Annotated in this window: 12 protein-coding genes; 8 read left to right on the top strand and 4 right to left on the bottom strand. The window is 48.1% G+C overall.

Annotation, left to right across the window (positions count from 1 at the left end):
- Nucleotides 1-210: 210 nt before the first annotated feature.
- Nucleotides 211-588, top strand: a complete 378-nt coding sequence (locus tag U1I11_RS11790) for a hypothetical protein (RefSeq protein ID WP_322906330.1) — start codon at nt 211-213, stop codon at nt 586-588.
- A gap of 219 nt (nt 589-807) precedes the next feature.
- Here U1I11_RS11790 and U1I11_RS11785 read toward each other — a convergent pair whose 3' ends face one another.
- A complete protein-coding gene (locus U1I11_RS11785; protein WP_322906329.1) occupies nt 808-1290 on the bottom strand; it encodes a Dps family protein in 483 nt (160 codons plus the stop codon).
- A 101-nt stretch (nt 1291-1391) separates the two neighbouring features.
- The gene (locus U1I11_RS11780) at nt 1392-2159 is read right to left on the bottom strand and encodes an AIM24 family protein (RefSeq protein WP_322906328.1); all 768 of its coding nucleotides are present in this window, start codon (nt 2157-2159) and stop codon (nt 1392-1394) included.
- A 461-nt stretch (nt 2160-2620) separates the two neighbouring features.
- Here U1I11_RS11780 and bacA point away from each other — a divergent pair, with 461 nt between their 5' ends.
- The 4 genes from bacA to U1I11_RS11760 all read left to right on the top strand — a co-directional run bounded on the left by bacA (nt 2621) and on the right by U1I11_RS11760 (nt 11054).
- Complete coding sequence (bacA, locus tag U1I11_RS11775) at nt 2621-3457, top strand: undecaprenyl-diphosphate phosphatase (protein ID WP_322906327.1); 837 nt, start codon at nt 2621-2623, stop codon at nt 3455-3457.
- 547 nt (nt 3458-4004) lie between these two features.
- The gene (locus U1I11_RS11770; protein WP_322906326.1) at nt 4005-4379 is read left to right on the top strand and encodes a hypothetical protein; all 375 of its coding nucleotides are present in this window, start codon (nt 4005-4007) and stop codon (nt 4377-4379) included.
- 57 nt (nt 4380-4436) lie between these two features.
- Nucleotides 4437-5798 (top strand): hemolysin family protein, encoded by a 1362-nt coding sequence (locus U1I11_RS11765; protein WP_416235617.1) that lies wholly within the window; start codon nt 4437-4439, stop codon nt 5796-5798.
- 414 nt (nt 5799-6212) lie between these two features.
- Nucleotides 6213-11054 (top strand): LamG-like jellyroll fold domain-containing protein, encoded by a 4842-nt coding sequence (locus tag U1I11_RS11760; RefSeq protein ID WP_322906324.1) that lies wholly within the window; start codon nt 6213-6215, stop codon nt 11052-11054.
- Nucleotides 11055-11279: 225 nt separating this feature from the next.
- On the opposite strand, the gene U1I11_RS11755 is transcribed toward U1I11_RS11760, so the two are convergent.
- On the bottom strand, nt 11280-12344 hold the full coding sequence (locus U1I11_RS11755) for an anthranilate phosphoribosyltransferase (RefSeq protein ID WP_322906323.1): 1065 nt from the start codon (nt 12342-12344) through the stop codon (nt 11280-11282).
- An 18-nt stretch (nt 12345-12362) separates the two neighbouring features.
- On the bottom strand, nt 12363-12968 hold the full coding sequence (locus U1I11_RS11750) for an ANTAR domain-containing response regulator (RefSeq protein ID WP_322906322.1): 606 nt from the start codon (nt 12966-12968) through the stop codon (nt 12363-12365).
- Between the two features lie 563 nt (nt 12969-13531).
- Here U1I11_RS11750 and nirB point away from each other — a divergent pair.
- From nirB to cobA, 3 genes are all read left to right on the top strand, one after another.
- Nucleotides 13532-15985, top strand: a complete 2454-nt coding sequence (gene nirB, locus U1I11_RS11745) for a nitrite reductase large subunit NirB (protein ID WP_322906321.1) — start codon at nt 13532-13534, stop codon at nt 15983-15985.
- Nucleotides 15986-16002: 17 nt separating this feature from the next.
- Nucleotides 16003-16335: a nitrite reductase small subunit NirD gene (gene nirD, locus U1I11_RS11740; protein ID WP_322906320.1), complete on the top strand. Its 333-nt coding sequence runs from the start codon at nt 16003-16005 to the stop codon at nt 16333-16335.
- A gap of 226 nt (nt 16336-16561) precedes the next feature.
- The gene (gene cobA, locus U1I11_RS11735; RefSeq protein ID WP_322906319.1) at nt 16562-17347 is read left to right on the top strand and encodes a uroporphyrinogen-III C-methyltransferase; all 786 of its coding nucleotides are present in this window, start codon (nt 16562-16564) and stop codon (nt 17345-17347) included.
- Nucleotides 17348-17381 lie beyond the last annotated feature (34 nt).

Raw genomic sequence — 17381 nt, 5'->3', positions numbered from 1 at the left:
TCCCTTCTGTAAATTTTGAAAGTTACATGCAGCTCACTCGCTTATTCAAACAGCGATATAAAGAAAATATATTTTACCGCTGCAAACAACTGATACATCCTCTTACAACAAGCTATTATATATTTATTTACAAAGAAAAAAAATTCTTTTTTTCCATAAAAAAAGCATAATATACTCCAAATGTAATTTTACATAAAAGGAGTAGATTGGATGTCGAGCAAAAAAAAGGCTTTCGTCGGAATGTTATTATTTGGCGCTTTATCTTCAAGCTTTGTTTACGCAGCAACTTCGTACCAATCCTTTAGTGGCACTGTACCTGGCATTAACAGTAGTTGGTACTCATCCACTCAATTTAAATCAACTTCTAATACTTTGGCTGGATTAAAACTGAATTCTACGGGAGGAGCTACATTAGACGCCAGAACCAATTCAGGTGCTGGAAATGGAGCATGGACAAGAGCTGTCAGTGGAGGTAATACCTATTCGTTAGATAGCCCTCAGGTTGCTAGTGCTGCTGTACAATTAGAATTAAACACGAACTTTTTTCAAGGCTCTGTTCCGGTAACTGGACAATGGAGAAGCAATTAAAATTTTAAAAACCTACTATGCTTTACGTTTAAATACGAACACTACTAACAACACGAACTTACAAATAGTAGACTAGCAACTTTACAGCAAAGCATACAAAAAGGTACTCTTTAGCCGGCAAAATGGCAAAGAGTACCTTTTTTAATCTATTCGATGTTATTCGATGTAATCCTGTTTAGCGCATATTACGCTTCATTTTGCAGACAGAGCTTGGGCGAATTAACGACCCAAATACGCATTCAACATCCAAGCCGCTTTTTCAACTGTACCGCGAATGCCTGTCAGCAGATCAGCGGTTGGGTGGTCGCTCAGTTGTTCAGCCAGACCGATCGTTTCGCTCATTTCGCCGGACAGTGTAGCATAGTCTTCGATCACAGCACCGACCATTTGGTTGGCGGATTCGCTGCCTGTTGCTTCGAGCAGTGTAGCAATTTCCAGTTGTTCTTTCAGTGTCGCTACCGGACGGCCGCCGATGGCAAGCAGACGCTCAGCTACATCGTCCATATGCAAAGTCGCTTGATCGTACAGTTCTTCAAATTTAGCGTGCAATGTGTAGAAGTTCTCGCCTTTTACATACCAGTGGAAATTGTGCAATTTGGTGTACAGAACAGACCAGTTAGCGATTTGTACGTTTAATGCGTTATAGAGGGCTTCCAGTTGTGTAGTCTCAGATGTATGGGATTGGTTATTTACGGTTGTCATGGGTAGTTCCTCTTTTCTTTTTTAAATTTAGACTTATTCTAATTCCTGATTTAATAATAGCAGACAGAAGCGAATTTGAACAGCCCTTTTTCAAAAAAAGTTTAATTGTACGGTGCTAGCGGAGATAGCCATACACTGCCTGTGCCACGATACACATTAACGAGCCCTTCGCCGGAGGCGGCAGAACCGAATTTCGTTTTACCGGACTTTTCGACCGTAAATTTGAGCGAGTTCGACCACATCATCGCAAAATTACCGTCCACTTTCAGCTCGTCATTTTCAAGCTCAACGACGACCGTTTCCTCTGCTGGTACCGGTGCTTCTAGCGCCAGTACACCTTTACCTCTGGCGGTCATATTAAACAACCCTTCCCCGCCAAGTGCAGCCGACGAGAAATTGCTGCGTGCTGTCACGCCAATCTTCAGCGACGTTTCACAAGCGAGGAATAGCCCGTCTTCGATCACCACTTCATCATTGTCCACATCGATCAGCCAAATGTAGTTGTACGTCGGTTCGAGCATAATCGTTCCTGTACCGCGATAATGCGGCTTGATTGCGCCGGTGCCACTTGCTGCCGATTTGAAAATGCTGCTGACCGCGCCGCCCAGACTTTGGATGCCTGTCGTCATTTCCAGCTGCCCCATCATATATTGCATCGCACCTGCCCGCATCATAATCTCACTGTTGTTCAGCTCGATCATTAGCTGTTTGCGCCGCATATTGCTGTGTGACATATAATATTGAGCGGTTGCATCCATCACGGACGTACAGCTCAAATCTTTAATATACTCCAGTACGGTAAAGCCGCCCAGCTTCTCATGAATGACCGTATTGCTGTTATCTGTCAAATTGTTGATTCTAAACCCCATTTGAAAACCTCCCTGTATGTTGGTTGTGTTTCAGGTGTATGTGAATCATGGAAGCTCGCCTGCCAGTTGAACCGACAGAGCCACTATCTTTATCTTAACTAAAACTTTCCTGTCAGGGAAATATACATTTGTAGACTCGATTTTGACGATATTTATATCGACAGTTTTCGACTGTTGGGTCATGTATCTATCGTGTTTCTTCTATTGAAAGCGATTACTTTTAAAACGAACAGATTGGTGACTAGCTCTTTCGTTGCACATCCTTGCCATTAGGCCTAAAAGCAGCGCTGGGCAGCTACTTAAGCGCAAATTGACGAATATCTATCTTTTCTCATACTATATAGAAGCGAGTTCATCCTGGAGGAAACCGCACCCGTACATCCGTTGTCAACCAAACGATGATCGATTCAGTCCAATCGTGTTTGCCGGCTTGCAAACACACATTCAAAGGAGGTCCATTCGTGGATATTATTTCAGCCATTATTATGGGTATTGTTGAGGGGCTTACCGAGTTCCTGCCGGTATCCAGTACAGGGCATATGATCCTGACTGCTTACTTGCTCGGACTTAACGAAAACTCCGAACAGGTCAAAACGTTCGAGATTGTCGTCCAGCTCGGCGCTGTGCTCGCTGTTGTCGTGTTATACTGGCGCAAATTTATCGATATTTTAATGACGATTCCGGACGTATTTCGCGGTAAGGTCAAACAAGGCAACGGCATTAACGCTCCACGCCGCCTGAATATTTTACATATTGCACTTGCGATGCTGCCGGCGGTCGTCGTCGGTCTGCTGCTGCATGATGTTATCAAAAAGTATCTGTTCGGGCCGCAAACGGTCGTATACAGCCTTGTCGTCGGCGGTTTGCTAATGATTTATGCGGAATGGCGCAAAGGCCGTAGTGCCGGGGAGATGACGGTAGACGATATTACGTACAAACAAGCATTTGGCATCGGTTTGTTCCAATGTCTTGCGTTGTGGCCAGGCTTCTCGCGCTCTGGTTCGACGATCTCCGGCGGTATTTTGCTCGGCGTATCGCACACCGCAGCAGCCGAATTTACGTTCCTCGTGTCCGTACCGGTCATGTTCGGTGCGACAGGGCTTGATCTGTACAAAAGTGCTCAATATTTGAGCATGGACGACTTTGGCTTTTTTGCAGCAGGCTTTATCGCTGCCTTTATCGTAGCGATGGTTGCGATCAAAACATTCCTAAGCTTGCTCAAACGCCTGTCACTGACTGTGTTTGCCGTGTATCGGTTTGTGATCGCGATTATCTTTTTTATCGTGCTTGCTTCGTAATTCATTATCATTCATTCGCTCTGCTATAATGGATAGATTGCTGTTCAAGCCTGCCCTTTGTGGCAGGCTTTTACTTTGGGGAAGACTGTTCGCCGCCGATTGTGAAGCGACCATGCTACTTGGCAGCAGGCTCTAGCGTTATGGAGAGACGGTGAAGCCTACATATGTCGCCTAGCGTTAACGTATTAGTAACGTCTAATCGGTACATACTGCTGATCTCAGCTTCGTTCATATGCCAACATCGATACCAAAAAATTAATGTGCTTTTGAAACGCACTGCGTTACAATACGTATACACGATTAGCTGCGCATTCGGTGTTGACTGATGCGTCTATTCTGGCAGAAGCAGGCGACTATCACGCTGCGCTTCGGTCGGTTCCTTCATCCACGATCATTTCGATTCAGCATTTATGTGGATGAAGCGTCGCTGTATCGCTTGTCTGCGCCTCCATGTAAGCAGGCGGCAGACAGGACTATCAATAGACGGACATACCGTCATATAAATGGGAGATGCTCATTGGACAATTTACCTTCACGAAGGCGGCAGATGAGTGCATTTGCCTTCGGTCTGATCATGTTTTTGTTTTGTATGCCGTTTCAATCGGCGGACGAAACGGATTATGATTATGCTGTAACGAACGGGATCGCTCCCGGTGCATTATCATTAGGGCATGCGCGTTTTGTGCATGACGGCAATGATACGCCGGAGCCAAGCGGCGGTATTGCGCTAAGCGTTATGTTTAGCCTCGTTCTGTTGTCGGCATTAGATCGCACTCATCTGCTTTCCTGCATACCTCTCCTGCTGAAGCGACTGCTGCTAGCAGCGCTCAAGTACCGGTCGAATTATATGGATACGCTACAGATTGTCCACACATCATCAGCGCAATCTGTAGCCAATGATTACCGCCTAATGGCGGCATAACATCCATTATCGAATTGGTGCGTACGATTTGCTTGCAAGCACAAGCTGCTGCAACCGATGTACGCGAAGGGAGAGAGTTTTTTGACGGACAGTGGTATTAATATAGGATTGAATTTAACGCTTTTTATTATTTTGATTGTGATGACCGCCTTTTTCGTAGTGGTCGAGTTCGCGATTGTAAAGGTGCGCAGTAGCCGCATCGATCAACTGATCGCAGAGGGCAACAAAAACGCCCGTTATGCCAAACAGGTCATCTCCAATCTGGACGGTTATTTGTCTACATGTCAGCTTGGGATTACGATTACCGCCCTCGGTCTTGGTATGCTTGGAGAGCCGACGGTAGAAGCGGCATTGGAACCGTTGTTCCACGAAATGAACGTACCGGCAGCGCTATCTCATGTGCTGTCATATGCGATTGCGCTCGTTCTGGTCACGTATTTCCACGTCGTGGTCGGTGAATTGACGCCGAAGACGATCGCACTGCGTAAAGCTGAACTAGTAACGCTGTATACGGCTCGTCCGATCATCTTGTTCAACCGTGTTATGTATCCGTTTATCTGGATATTGAACGGGTCTGCCAACTTGCTGCTGAAGCTAATCGGTTTGCGCCCAGCAAGTGAAGGCGATGAGGCACATAGTGAGGAAGAACTGCATATCCTGCTGAACGAAAGTTATGAGAGTGGTAAAATTAACCAGAGTGAATATGGCTATGTGAGCCGTATTTTTGCTTTTGACGAAATGATCGCCAAAGAATTGATGGTACCGCGTACCGATATGGTCTGTCTGTTTACGGACAAAACGGCTGAAGAAAACCGCGAAATTATTCGTCGTGAGCAATATACGCGATTCCCGGTTGCCGAAGGTAGCAAAGACAATATCGTCGGTATGATGAATACGAAGCAATTTTTCCTCGCCGCAGAGGAGAACAAAAGTCTGCATGTCGCTTCGCTTATTCATCCGGTCATGTCGGTATCCGAGACGATTCCGGTCAAAGACTTGCTCAAACGCATGCAGCGTGAAGGCACTCATATCGCGATCCTGGTCGACGAATATGGTGGTACATCGGGTTTGATCACGATTGAGGATATTTTGGAAGAAATCGTCGGTGAGATTCGCGATGAATTCGATGCGGATGAAGAAGATGAAATTCAGCGTGTTGATGATAATCATCTGATCGTAGACGGTAAAGTGTTCATTAATCGAGTGAACGATATGTTGAATATTGAGCTGGATGATGAAGAATTAGATACGATCGGTGGCTGGTTGTACGGTCAGCGACCTGATCTTCCAGTCGGTGCGGTATATGAATTTGAGAATTTGTCGATTCGTGTGTTGCGTCGTAGTGTACGTCGTTATCGTAAGCTAGAAATTACACGCCATTCCGTTGAAAGTGAACAAACGGAAACAAAAGAAAATTAAACCGTATACAATGCACTCAACAGCCCGTATCCGCTTCATCGATACGGGCTGTTTTATGTTGGGTGTCATTTAAAAATTATATATTTACATAATTTTTATTATAAAAAATAATATTTACATTTTTGTTAATATAAATATAGTTCTGAACGGTTTGTTTTGTGCATTTACGCAAAATAAGCTGTAATCTCCATCTAAAATTTAACTAATAGCCTTAATATTTAGGTAAAAAGACCGATATATATCTATGGTGGCACTAAAAAATAATAGCGAAAGGAGCAAGTAGCACTGATCGTTTCCGAACGAACAGAACGTCAGTGCAGTTGTATACCTATACAAACTGTCTGACAACACGAGTGGAACGACCAGTGCGTTAAAGCTGGTAACTCAAAAATAAGAACGACAGTGAGGTTTCATATGAAATTACCAACACTTCTGCTACGTCATGTTAGCTTGGTTACTTGTCTGGCAGTCGCCATTAGCAGCACAGGCATTACGACTGCATTTGCAAGTAATCCAACTAACAATACGTCAAACAGTGCCCCACCACAAAGTGCAACAACTAGCACGTCTCAGTCCGTTAGCATTGCATCTACTGTAGTTACACAAACATACTCACCAGAGATTGATTCTAAATTTAAACCCGTATTCCCAACGATCAAAGAAACTTTAACGGCAGGCGATAACGGCACACTCGTTTCCACTCTTGTCGGTAACAGCATTACCGTAAAGCGTAGCAATGGTCAGCCTGATATCGCAGTTGTGGGAACAACGGGATTGGGTACTTGGGAAGTACAATATAGTGCAGGTGGTACATGGTGGAATATTAACCCAGGAGGCATCAGTGCAACAAGCGATACCTATGCCACAATGATCCATACAGGTGAAAAGATTCGTTTCCGTCCAGCGGTAAACTGGAATGGAACTGCGACGATCACCTATCGGGCATGGGATGGTGTCAATGATCCGGGTGCAAATCAATCCGCGCGTACAATACTGGACGTATCCACTAATGGAGCCGACACGAATTACAGTGCGGACACACAAACAGCCTCCATTGTAGTTACACCGGTCAACACCCCACCAGATGTAATCTTCCCGATTACACCGAAAACGTTGACATTTGATGGTTCGACCAAGTATGTGAACATGCCTACAGTTAATTTGCCGCAAAACTTTACGTTTGAGACGTGGGTAAAAAGCACAAACCCAACTTCGACATGGAACCGGATTTTTGACTTTGGTAACGGCCAGGCTAGTTCTAACGTTTACCTCGGTTACGAGAACAATACCGGTAAAATGCAGTTGATGAGCTATCGTGGTTCAACTGGCACGGCAATCACTACCAGCAATGTGTTTCCTACGAACACATGGGTGCATGTTGCCATTACCATTGATAATCAAGGCAATGCGTCTATTTATTGGAACGGCATAGTGCAAGCGTCAGGCAATATCGGAATTACCGAGCAAATTACGCGTACGAAAAACTTCGTTGGCCGCAGTAACTGGGTGCAGGATGCTTATTTCCAGGGTCAATTGCGCGACATACGGATGTGGAACGTAGTGCGTACCGCTCAACAGATTAGAGATTCATACCCATCATTACTTTCAGGCAAAGAAGCGAATCTGTTCACTTATTTGCCAGCGATTGAAGGTCAAGGCACAGTGCTCGGTGATACGAGCGGACATTTTAACTCAGCGACGATCGTAGGCGCACAATGGGTTAATGATCCGACTGTCCCTCCAACTTCAACGATGATGCAAAATACGAACAGCAGCACCGATCTGAACCGCTCGTATGTGCAGGATGTCGATTTTGTCGAAACACCGAATGCCAAGATGACGGTGACACTGGACACGTATAATGGTGTAGTGAATTTGAATACGAGCAGCTCAGGCGTAACGATCGTGCAAGGCGGCAACAATCAAGCCAGCATTACGCTACGCGGAGATATGACTCAGATCAATGAAGCGCTTATACCGCTCCAGTATATCCCGAATCATAATTTTAACGGGATCGACAAGCTCAATTTCACCGTGAATGACGAAGGTAATACCGGTGAAGGCGGCGCATTAACCACATTCAAAACCGTCTATTTGAACGTTATTCCAGTGAATCAAGCGCCGACGATTACGGCGATCGCTGATCAGTCATTGTTCGTTAACCAAAGCACACAGGCGTTGCCATTTACAGTCGATGATTTTGAGACGGCTGCAAGCGCACTAACTGTTACCGTTTCTTCCAGCGATACGCAATTTGTTCCACTTAGCGGCATCGTAATTAGCGGATCGGGCGCATCCCGCACAGTTACGGTCACACCGACCAGCGCGGCTACCGGCAACTCAACGATCACTTTAACCGTAAGCGATGGCACCAAAACAACAACGACAACGTTTAAAGTGACTGCAAGTGTCGATCTGGACGGCTCACTTGATCCGGTTCCGAACAACGGAACATTGTTCAAGTCCCCCGGCGATACGCTGACACTGAAAGCGATTAGCTCGATCCAGGATGATCGTGTCGTTGCCAATGTGTATGGACAAGATGTGGAACTGACGTTGGCGAATCCGACGACTTATTTGCAAGACGGGTACAAACAATGGAGCAAGCCGTATACACTTCCGGCAACCGTCCCGTCCGGCGCACAAAACGTTGTATTCAAAGCATTATCTACTAATGGAACGACTGTCGAAACCGAAAAGAACACATTGTTGCAAAACAATACGTTCACACTGCTCAAAACGCCTGTGGCGAACACGGCACAAACTAGCAATGTCAGTCCAAGCGGTGGCACACTCGCAGGTGAAGTCGTCGAAAGTGGCGGCACGGCGGTTATGGAACGAGGCTTTGTATATTCCACTAACGCTCTGCCTACGATTGGACAAGGTACCCAAATGGTGGCAACACTTGGTAGCGGTACAGGCACGTTTAGTACCCCGGTGACGAATTTGAATAGTAATACAACGTATTATTCCCGCGCCTATGTGAAAACATCGCAAGGGGTATTTTACGGAAGCCCGGTTTCCTTCAAAACGCTATGGGCGCCTGTTGCCAACACAGCTCAAGCTAGCAATGTAAGCACGAGCGGCGGCACACTTGCAGGCGTAGCGCTAGATGATGGCGGCACACCGATTACGGAGCGAGGCTTTGTCTACTCCACCAACGGTCAGCCTACGATCGGGCAAGACACCAAACTGATCGACACGAATGGTACGGGCACAGGTAATTTCAACCAGCCAGTGACCGGTTTGACCAGTAATACAACGTATTATGCCCGTTCGTATATTGTTACTTCACAGGGCATTACGTACGGCAATACCGTCTCCTTCAAAACGCTCTCTACACCTGTTGCCACTACAGCTCAAGTGAACAATGTAAGCATGAGCGGCGGCACATTTGCAGGCGTAGCGGTCGCGGATGGAGGCACACCGATTACAGAACGAGGCTTTGTCTACGCTACAAACAGCCAGCCTGTGTATGGCCAAGACAATAAACTCGTGGACACAACTGGTACAGGCACAGGCAATTTCAATCAACCGGTGACCGGTTTGACTAGCAATACGAAGTATTATGCTCGCGCCTATGTGAAAACATCGCAAGGGGTATTTTATGGCAACACCGTCTCTTTCACCACACTGGCAGCACCTGTTGCCACTACAGCTCAAGCTAGCAATATCGGTACGAGCGGTGGCACATTGACAGGCACAGCGGTAAGTGATGGAGGCATACCGATTACAGAACGCGGTTTTGTTTATTCGACAAACAGTCAGCCTGTAATCGGGCAAGACACCAAACTTGTCGACACGAATGGCACAGGTACAGGTAATTTCAGCCAGCCATTGACAGGTTTGAACAGCAGTACAACGTATTATGCTCGCGCTTATGTGGTGAATGCACAAGGCGTATTTTACGGGAACACGATTTCCTTCACCACGTCGAAAGCAAGTGGCGGCGGTGGCGGTGCGGTTACGCCTGTAGCTACGTCGATAAAGATCGCACCACAAATCATTGACCCTGCTACTGGCAAAACGGAAGCGAAAGCGAACCTCATTCAATATGTCGGTACTGATCTGAAAGTAAATGGTCAGTTGATCGATGCTACTGGCAAAGTCGTCAACGCCAACCTTTCCGTAAATCCAGATGGCAGCTTTATTGTTCCTGCTGCTTTACCTGCTGGCTCCTATAGCATGGTGATGCAAATTGCCGCACCTAACGGGCAAAAGCTCGCCGGTACAAGAGCACAGCTGAGCGTGAACAGTCAAGGCGGGGCAACGATGAAATACGATCTGGTTGACCCATACGGAACGATTACCGATCTGAAGACCGGTCAACCGATCAGCGGTGTCAAATTGCAAATTTACTGGGCGGATACGGCATTAAACCGTGCTCAGGGCAGAATTCCGAATACGCTTGTCGATTTGCCGGAGCTGCCGCAATTTATGCCGAACCAGAACCATGTACCACAGTGGAGTACAGACAACGGTGAATATGGCTGGATGGTATTTGGTAATGGAGATTATTATATTTTAGCGCAGCACGATGGTTATGCACCGTATGATAGCCGTCAAGATATGCGTGACGAGAAACATGGCGCCGACAGCTATATCCAAAATGGTTTGATTCACGTCGGTACCGAAATTGTAAACTACAACTTTGGCTTGAAGCCAAATGCAGCTTCGATCGTGCGCGAGCCGTATATGCGCGGTTATCCGGATGGCAAGTTCTATCCTGAACGCGGATTGAGCCGTGCCGAGCTGGCTGCCATTCTGGCACGTGTACTGGAGCAAAATGCACCAACACAAGCCGACATCGCGTTTAAAGATATTGCGTCGACGAAGTGGGCGAACAAATCGATTCACACGTCGACCGAGCAAGGATGGCTCAAAGGGTATCCAGGGAAGAAGTTTGAACCTGCCCGCGCTGTTACAAGAGCCGAATTTGCACAAGTGCTCGCCAATATTAGTCAATGGAACATGGATGACAATGCGCCGATCACATTTAAAGATGTGAACAAGCATTGGGCAGCCGATGCCATTGCCAAAGCGGTGAATCACCATATGCTAAGCGGTGATATAAACGGTCTGTTCCATCCAAACGAGCCGATTACGCGTTCGGATGCGATTACAGCTTTCAATCTGCTGCTGAACCGTCAGCCTGCCGCTGAACTGTCCAAGCAAGTATGGCCAGACGTACCGACTAGCTATCCAAACTATGCTAACATTATGGAAGCTTCGGTAAAGCAAACGATACAGCAATGAGCAAATCGATCAATCAAGTAAGCGGACAGCGATATGTACCTTAATCTGAACGGTATGTGCGCACATATCGTCCGGGTTATACGGCCGGTATATACCGCAGTACGCCATCTAAGCAAGTCAAAAAGGGATGCCTTCGTAACATTCGAAGGCATCCCTTTTTTGGTATACATAAGCAGTATCAATAGTAAGTAAGCGGTAACATGATGTTAATTTTAATGTGCTAATTTAGCGCACACTTCCTGTCGGCAATACATTCGGCTGCTCGCCGCGCATCAGGCTGCCCCATTTGACATATAAACGATAGGCAATACCGCTGTCCAGCAATGCTTTGGCATCGTACACGCCCTCCTCAATCGAGCCGGAGCGCCCTGCCAAATACAGCCGATACGCACTGTTCAGCAGCACCTGATTCATAAACGCTTTGTCCGCCTGCCCTGCCAGCACTTGTTCAGTAATCTCAATTTGTAATTTTGCCGTCCAATTCAGCTCCGGCACCGACATATCAAGAAAATATGCTTCCGGGTCGATAATTTCCAATCGAGCTTCCCCATTTTCCACCGTATACGTACGTGTCGGGCGATCGATAAACAAATCTTCCGAGCCTTCCGCTCCTTGTACGATAAAGGCGCGCTTATAATCAAGCCGCAATAACAACCGCGACATGCGCTCAAAAAATGTATTATGGAACACACCATATACGAGATACGGTGAATAGCTGTAATTCATCAGCTTCTCGGCGGTATTAAGTACGGTACGTACCCCAATCTGCTCGCGCAGTTCCCGTAGCTCGCCCAGCGGCGGACACCACTGCTCGGCAGCGACAAACAATAACCCTGTCTCCGCTCCGGCGTGCAGCGCCTGCTGACGCGTCAAATTCGTCGTATCCACGCCCATCTGCCGCAGCAGCACCGGCAACGTTACGCCCCATTTGGGCGGCAATGGCTCACTGCCATGCAGCGTCACTGGAACGCCTGCCGCCGCCAAGACGAATGAAGTGGCAAAACCAGCGATAAACGATTTAAGTCTACCGTCATATGGACCTGCACAATCGATGCCACCGTTTTTAAACGAGGAGCGCAGCGCCTTCTGACGGCACACATCCACAAAAGCTTGCATCTCGTCCACATTTTCCATTTTCATTCGTTCCGCCATAAAAAAAGCACCAATTTGCACATCTGCCGCTTCGCGATTCATGATCATGCTCGCTACATGAAGCGATTCTTCATAGGTCAGATCGCGTGAGCCACGCTTACCGCGCCCGACTTCCTTCAGTATTTCGGTCATGTCCATGTCTGATTCCTCCCTGCTCTACGATTGCAGCAACTGATGCGCCTTGACGATAGCGGTCGCCACATCCACCATCCGTTTGCGTTCGTTCATCGCCTTTTTACGCAACAGATCATAAGCTTCCGCTTCGGAAATTTGTTTCATATCCGCCAAAATACCTTTTGCCATATCGATCCATTTGCGCTCCTCCAGCCTGGATTGCAGCTGTTTGCGCTCACTAATCCATTGCTGCCGCTCCATACATTGACGAGCGGCAAAATGAAGTGCCCAATGCAGCTCCCGATCACGCATCGACGGCGTGATAATGCCATCGATCGCAATCTCCGTCTCGCATGCCTCAGCCGATTCTGACGCCGTATCCGAGCTACACCACCATAACATCGGAATCGGCCTCGACTGGGACAGCAGCTTTTCCCAATCAGGAATTTCTTCCAGCGGCAGGTCGAGTATGACCGCATCGGCTTCCCCTAGCATTTTGAGCACGGCAGTGGAGCTGTCATCTCCATCGGCGGTCAGCACCTGATAACCGTTGTTGCCCAGCAGCAGCTCAGGATATACAATGCCTGACGCAATCTGATCCGGATCGCAGATGTTCTTTTCCATTCGGATAATGAGTAACGAACGCATTATACAGATGCTCCCCCCTGTCGCCCCTGCCCATACAGCTTTATGCAGCCCTTATTATGTTCAGTCGCTTGATTAATGAATTCGATATTCATGATATATAATCTAACATAAATTTCGATGATGTACTAGATAGATTGTGCTTATTCAAACTGTATTGGCAAATGTTAAACGTTATTTTTTTCCTTATTATTAAAATAAAAGGCGAAAAAACTTGATCTAGCGCCGTTCATAAGCTTTTCCGCCTTAATGTGTTTCATGTAAACATAATTAACTTACAATTTCAAATAAAATTTTTATGTTATTTATATTGACATGTAAATCAACTTCTTTTATAGTTAAGCCCATATTCAACTCATCGACAAGGATACAATGGTGTATCCAAACCGGACGGCAATGAAGCCTGTCCCGAGCTTGCCAACGCAGTGTGTACGTATGTTCACGCCTGTCTGCGGCAAACGCGGGACAGGCTTTTTTTATCGATAATACAGTGGATTTAGCCCATTGCACAATAGGGAGATGCAAATGCCGGATAGGATGCTTATTACGTGGAGGGAGAGATACAGATGAACAACAAAAAAAAGCTAGTGCTGGTAGGTAACGGAATGGCGGGGGTATGGATGCTGGAGCATTTGCTCAAGCTTGCACCGCAAACGTATGAGATTACGATTTTTGGAGCGGAGCCGCATCCGAACTATAACCGCATTCTGTTGTCGTCCGTACTCGCTGGTGGTGCCGGAATGAACGATATTATTATTAACGATCTGGATTGGTACCGGGAAAATCAGATCGAGCTGCATACAGGTGACCCGGTAACCGCAATCGATCCGCAACAAAAGCTCGTGCGCTCTGCCTCCGGCAAGCAGGTTTCCTATGATGAGCTGATTCTCGCTACCGGCTCTAGCGCCTTTATCCTGCCGGTTGCAGGCTCGGATAAAGACGGCGTCATCGGCTTCCGTGATATTAAAGATTGCGAAACGATGATGGCGGCGGCTGGACAATACAAGCGGGCTGCCGTCATCGGTGGCGGCTTGCTCGGACTGGAAGCGGCGCGTGGATTGCTCAATCTCGGCATGGATGTTACGGTCATTCACATTAATGAACATCTGATGGATCGGCAGTTGGATCGTCCGGCTGGACTGATGCTGCAACAGGAGTTGGAAGCGCAAGGGATGCAGTTTCTGCTCGGCAAACGTACGGTGGAACTGACTGGCAAACGCCGCGTTACCGGCGTACGGTTTACCGATGGAACAGCGATCGATGCCGATCTGGTCGTAATGGCAGTCGGCATTCGTCCGAATGTGGAGCTAGCGACAGCCTCAGGTGTACGGGTCAATCGTGGGATCGTCGTTGACGATTATATGCGTACGAATATGCCTGGCATTTCCGCTGTTGGCGAATGTGCCGAGCACCGCGGGATCGGCTACGGGCTAGTAGCTCCACTGTACGAACAAGGTACAGTGCTTGCCAAACGCCTTGCCGGTATCGATACCGTTCCATATGAAGGCTCTGTCACTTCTACCAAACTAAAAGTGTCCGGTGTCGATGTGTTCTCGGCGGGCGAGTTTCATGATGCCGCTGATACACGCGCATTGCGGATGCAAGATGATATCGATGGCATTTATAAAAAGCTCGTCATTCGCGACGGTCGCCTGATCGGTGCGGTGCTGTTCGGTGATACGAGCGATGGCGCCCCACTCTTTTCGTTAATTAAAAGCGGTGAATCGGTAAAAGGACGCGAAAAAGAACTGCTCACCGGGCAACCTGCTGGCGGTGCAGCGGTCTCACCTTTACAACGTCTGGAAGCGATGGCAGATGACGAGATCGTATGTGGTTGTAACGGAGTAAGCAAAGCGGCGATCGGTGAAGCCGTAATCGGCAAAGGCTGCAATACGATGAAGTCGCTCAAAGCATGCACCAAAGCATCCGCCTCTTGCGGCGGCTGTGCCCCTGTCGTTGAAGGTTTGCTGCAATTGTATGCCGGCGACAATGCAGGTGTAGCGGTCAAAGAAGGCATCTGTGGCTGTACTTCATTGGATCGCGATGAGATCGTTTCCGAAATCAAACGCATGGGACTCAAAACGGTCAAAGAAACGATGAACGTACTCGGCTGGTCCGAACCGGAAGGCTGCTCCAAATGCCGCCCGGCACTGAACTACTATCTGGGCATGCTGTGGCCAGGTGAATACGAGGACGAGAAAGAATCGCGCTTCACCAACGAGCGCTATCACGCCAACATTCAAAAGGATGGCACTTACTCGGTCGTTCCGCGCATTTACGGCGGTGTTACCTCCCCTACCGATCTGAAAAAAATCGCTGATGTGGCGGAAAAATACAATGTACCACTCGTCAAATTTACCGGCGGACAACGGCTCGATTTGCTCGGCGTGCGCAAGGAAGACCTGCCGCACATCTGGGAAGAACTGGACATGCCATCTGGTCATGCGTACGGCAAAACATTGCGTACCGTCAAAACATGCGTCGGTGATACATTCTGTCGCTTTGGTACCAAAGATGCGATGGGCATGGGTATCCAGCTTGAAAAAGCATTCGAACGGATGGATGCACCGGCAAAAGTGAAACTTGCCGTATCCGGTTGCCCGCGTAACTGCGCCGAAGCAGGCATTAAAGATGTCGGCGTCGTAGCGCTGGATGGCGCGTGGGAGCTGTATGTAGGCGGTAACGGTGGCGTAAAAATTCGTGCAGGTGAACTGCTCTGCACCGTCAAAACCGAGGACGAAGTCATGGAATGGACATCCGCATTCCTGCAATATTATCGTGAGCAAGCACGCTGGAATGAACGGACAGCAGCATGGATCGAGCGCGTCGGTCTGGAACATGTCAAAGAAGTGCTCGCCGATGGCGATACCCGCCAGGCACTCGTATCTCGTTTGCAAGAAACGCTCAGCTATACGAGCGATCCGTGGCAAAATATTATTCAAAATGATGAGCTGCGCAAAAACTTTACCGATTTGAATGAATCGGCAGCACTGGCAGGCACATCGCCATCCGCAAAATAACGAAGGAGGGACAGCATATGAACCGTTATCAGGTCGCACATATTTCAGATATTGATGTCAAAGGAGCACGTCGCTTTACGCTCGGTGAGCTGGAAATCGCCCTTTTCCGGCTTAGTGACGGCTCGATCCAGGCGGTGGAAAATAGCTGCCCACACAAAGGCGGCAAGCTGTCCGAAGGCATGGTATGCGGCTCAACGATCCATTGCCCGCTGCATGACTGGAAAATCGATTTGCGCAGCGGCAAAGTACATGAGCCGGACGATGGCTGTGTGACGACATTTACGGTTGAAGTTGATGAGCACAGCGGCAGTGTCTATGTACTGCTGCCGTCCGCACAGCAACTTGCTTAATGCCACTAGTCCGATCCCGTAGTAGCGTAATCGGCTGCCTTAATCAAATGGCACGGTTTAACATCTCATTTAGGTTGTTTATTAAGGCGTGTACGCAATATGCCGTGTTAGGACATCAATCATTTAACATACCATATGATGAAAACAAGCTAACCGTACAATCCGATTCAGTACAGCACTAACAGGCAAACACCAATACGAGCAACGCCAAAAGGAGGACATGCCGATGAGCCGTATACAAGGAATGGTCAGTATCGTTGGAGCAGGCCCAGGTGATCCGGAGCTAATCACGGTCAAAGCACTCAAACGCATTCAGCAGGCGGACGTGATCGTCTATGATCGCCTTGTGAGTGAGGAACTGCTGCTGGAAGCACGTACGGATGCGCGCCGCATTTATTGCGGCAAAGCGCCCGGCTTGCATCATATGAGCCAGCAAGCGATCCATCGTACATTGCAGCAGCAGGCAGCGCTCGGTCTGCATGTCGTCCGGTTAAAAGGCGGTGATCCACTCGTATTTGGACGCGGCGGTGAAGAAGCGTTATTTTTGGAGCAACAAGGCATTCGTTATGAAATCGTGCCTGGAGTTACCGCCTCTATCGGCGCTGCTGCCGGAGCGGATATCCCGCTTACACATCGCGGGGTGGCGACTTCATTCGCCTGCGTTACCGCCAGTCAGTCCGCCGACAATACGACGCCGATTCGCTGGGATTTGCTTGCCGGCAGTGTCGATACATTGGCGATCTATATGGGCGTTAGCCAGCTCGGTTCCATTTGCGGACAACTGATTCAGCATGGTCGTCCCGCCTCTACCCCTGTCGCCTTGATCGAAAATGGTACCACCTCCGCCCAGCGCGTACTGACCGGCACACTGATCGACATTGCCGAAATCGCCGCACAGGAGCAATTGCGCAATCCAGCGCTCATTATCGTTGGCGAAGTGGTGCGTGTGCGCGAGCAATTGATGGCATTACGGCAACAGGCACAACTGCAATTGCAGGAGCGGATCGGGTAACTAAGCTGTAGCTGTTGAGTGAGGATCGACGAGA

The organism is Paenibacillus campi (genome assembly GCF_034659835.1).
GTDB lineage: Bacteria > Bacillota > Bacilli > Paenibacillales > Paenibacillaceae > Saccharibacillus > Saccharibacillus campi.
This window is presented reverse-complemented; position numbering and strand designations above follow the sequence as displayed.

What these genes read in the sequence shown, in the direction of transcription:
- U1I11_RS11780 (WP_322906328.1), bottom strand. Translation starts at nt 2,159, where the DNA reads ATGGGGTTTAGAATCAACAATTTGACAGATAACAGCAATACGGTCATT.
- U1I11_RS11750 (WP_322906322.1), bottom strand. Translation starts at nt 12,968, where the DNA reads ATGCGTTCGTTACTCATTATCCGAATGGAAAAGAACATCTGCGATCCG.
- U1I11_RS11770 (WP_322906326.1), top strand. Translation starts at nt 4,005, where the DNA reads ATGAGTGCATTTGCCTTCGGTCTGATCATGTTTTTGTTTTGTATGCCG.
- U1I11_RS11755 (WP_322906323.1), bottom strand. Translation starts at nt 12,344, where the DNA reads ATGGACATGACCGAAATACTGAAGGAAGTCGGGCGCGGTAAGCGTGGC.
- nirD (WP_322906320.1), top strand. Translation starts at nt 16,003, where the DNA reads ATGAACCGTTATCAGGTCGCACATATTTCAGATATTGATGTCAAAGGA.
- U1I11_RS11765 (WP_416235617.1), top strand. Translation starts at nt 4,437, where the DNA reads ATGTACGCGAAGGGAGAGAGTTTTTTGACGGACAGTGGTATTAATATA.
- U1I11_RS11790 (WP_322906330.1), top strand. Translation starts at nt 211, where the DNA reads ATGTCGAGCAAAAAAAAGGCTTTCGTCGGAATGTTATTATTTGGCGCT.
- U1I11_RS11760 (WP_322906324.1), top strand. Translation starts at nt 6,213, where the DNA reads ATGAAATTACCAACACTTCTGCTACGTCATGTTAGCTTGGTTACTTGT.
- nirB (WP_322906321.1), top strand. Translation starts at nt 13,532, where the DNA reads ATGAACAACAAAAAAAAGCTAGTGCTGGTAGGTAACGGAATGGCGGGG.
- U1I11_RS11785 (WP_322906329.1), bottom strand. Translation starts at nt 1,290, where the DNA reads ATGACAACCGTAAATAACCAATCCCATACATCTGAGACTACACAACTG.
- cobA (WP_322906319.1), top strand. Translation starts at nt 16,562, where the DNA reads ATGAGCCGTATACAAGGAATGGTCAGTATCGTTGGAGCAGGCCCAGGT.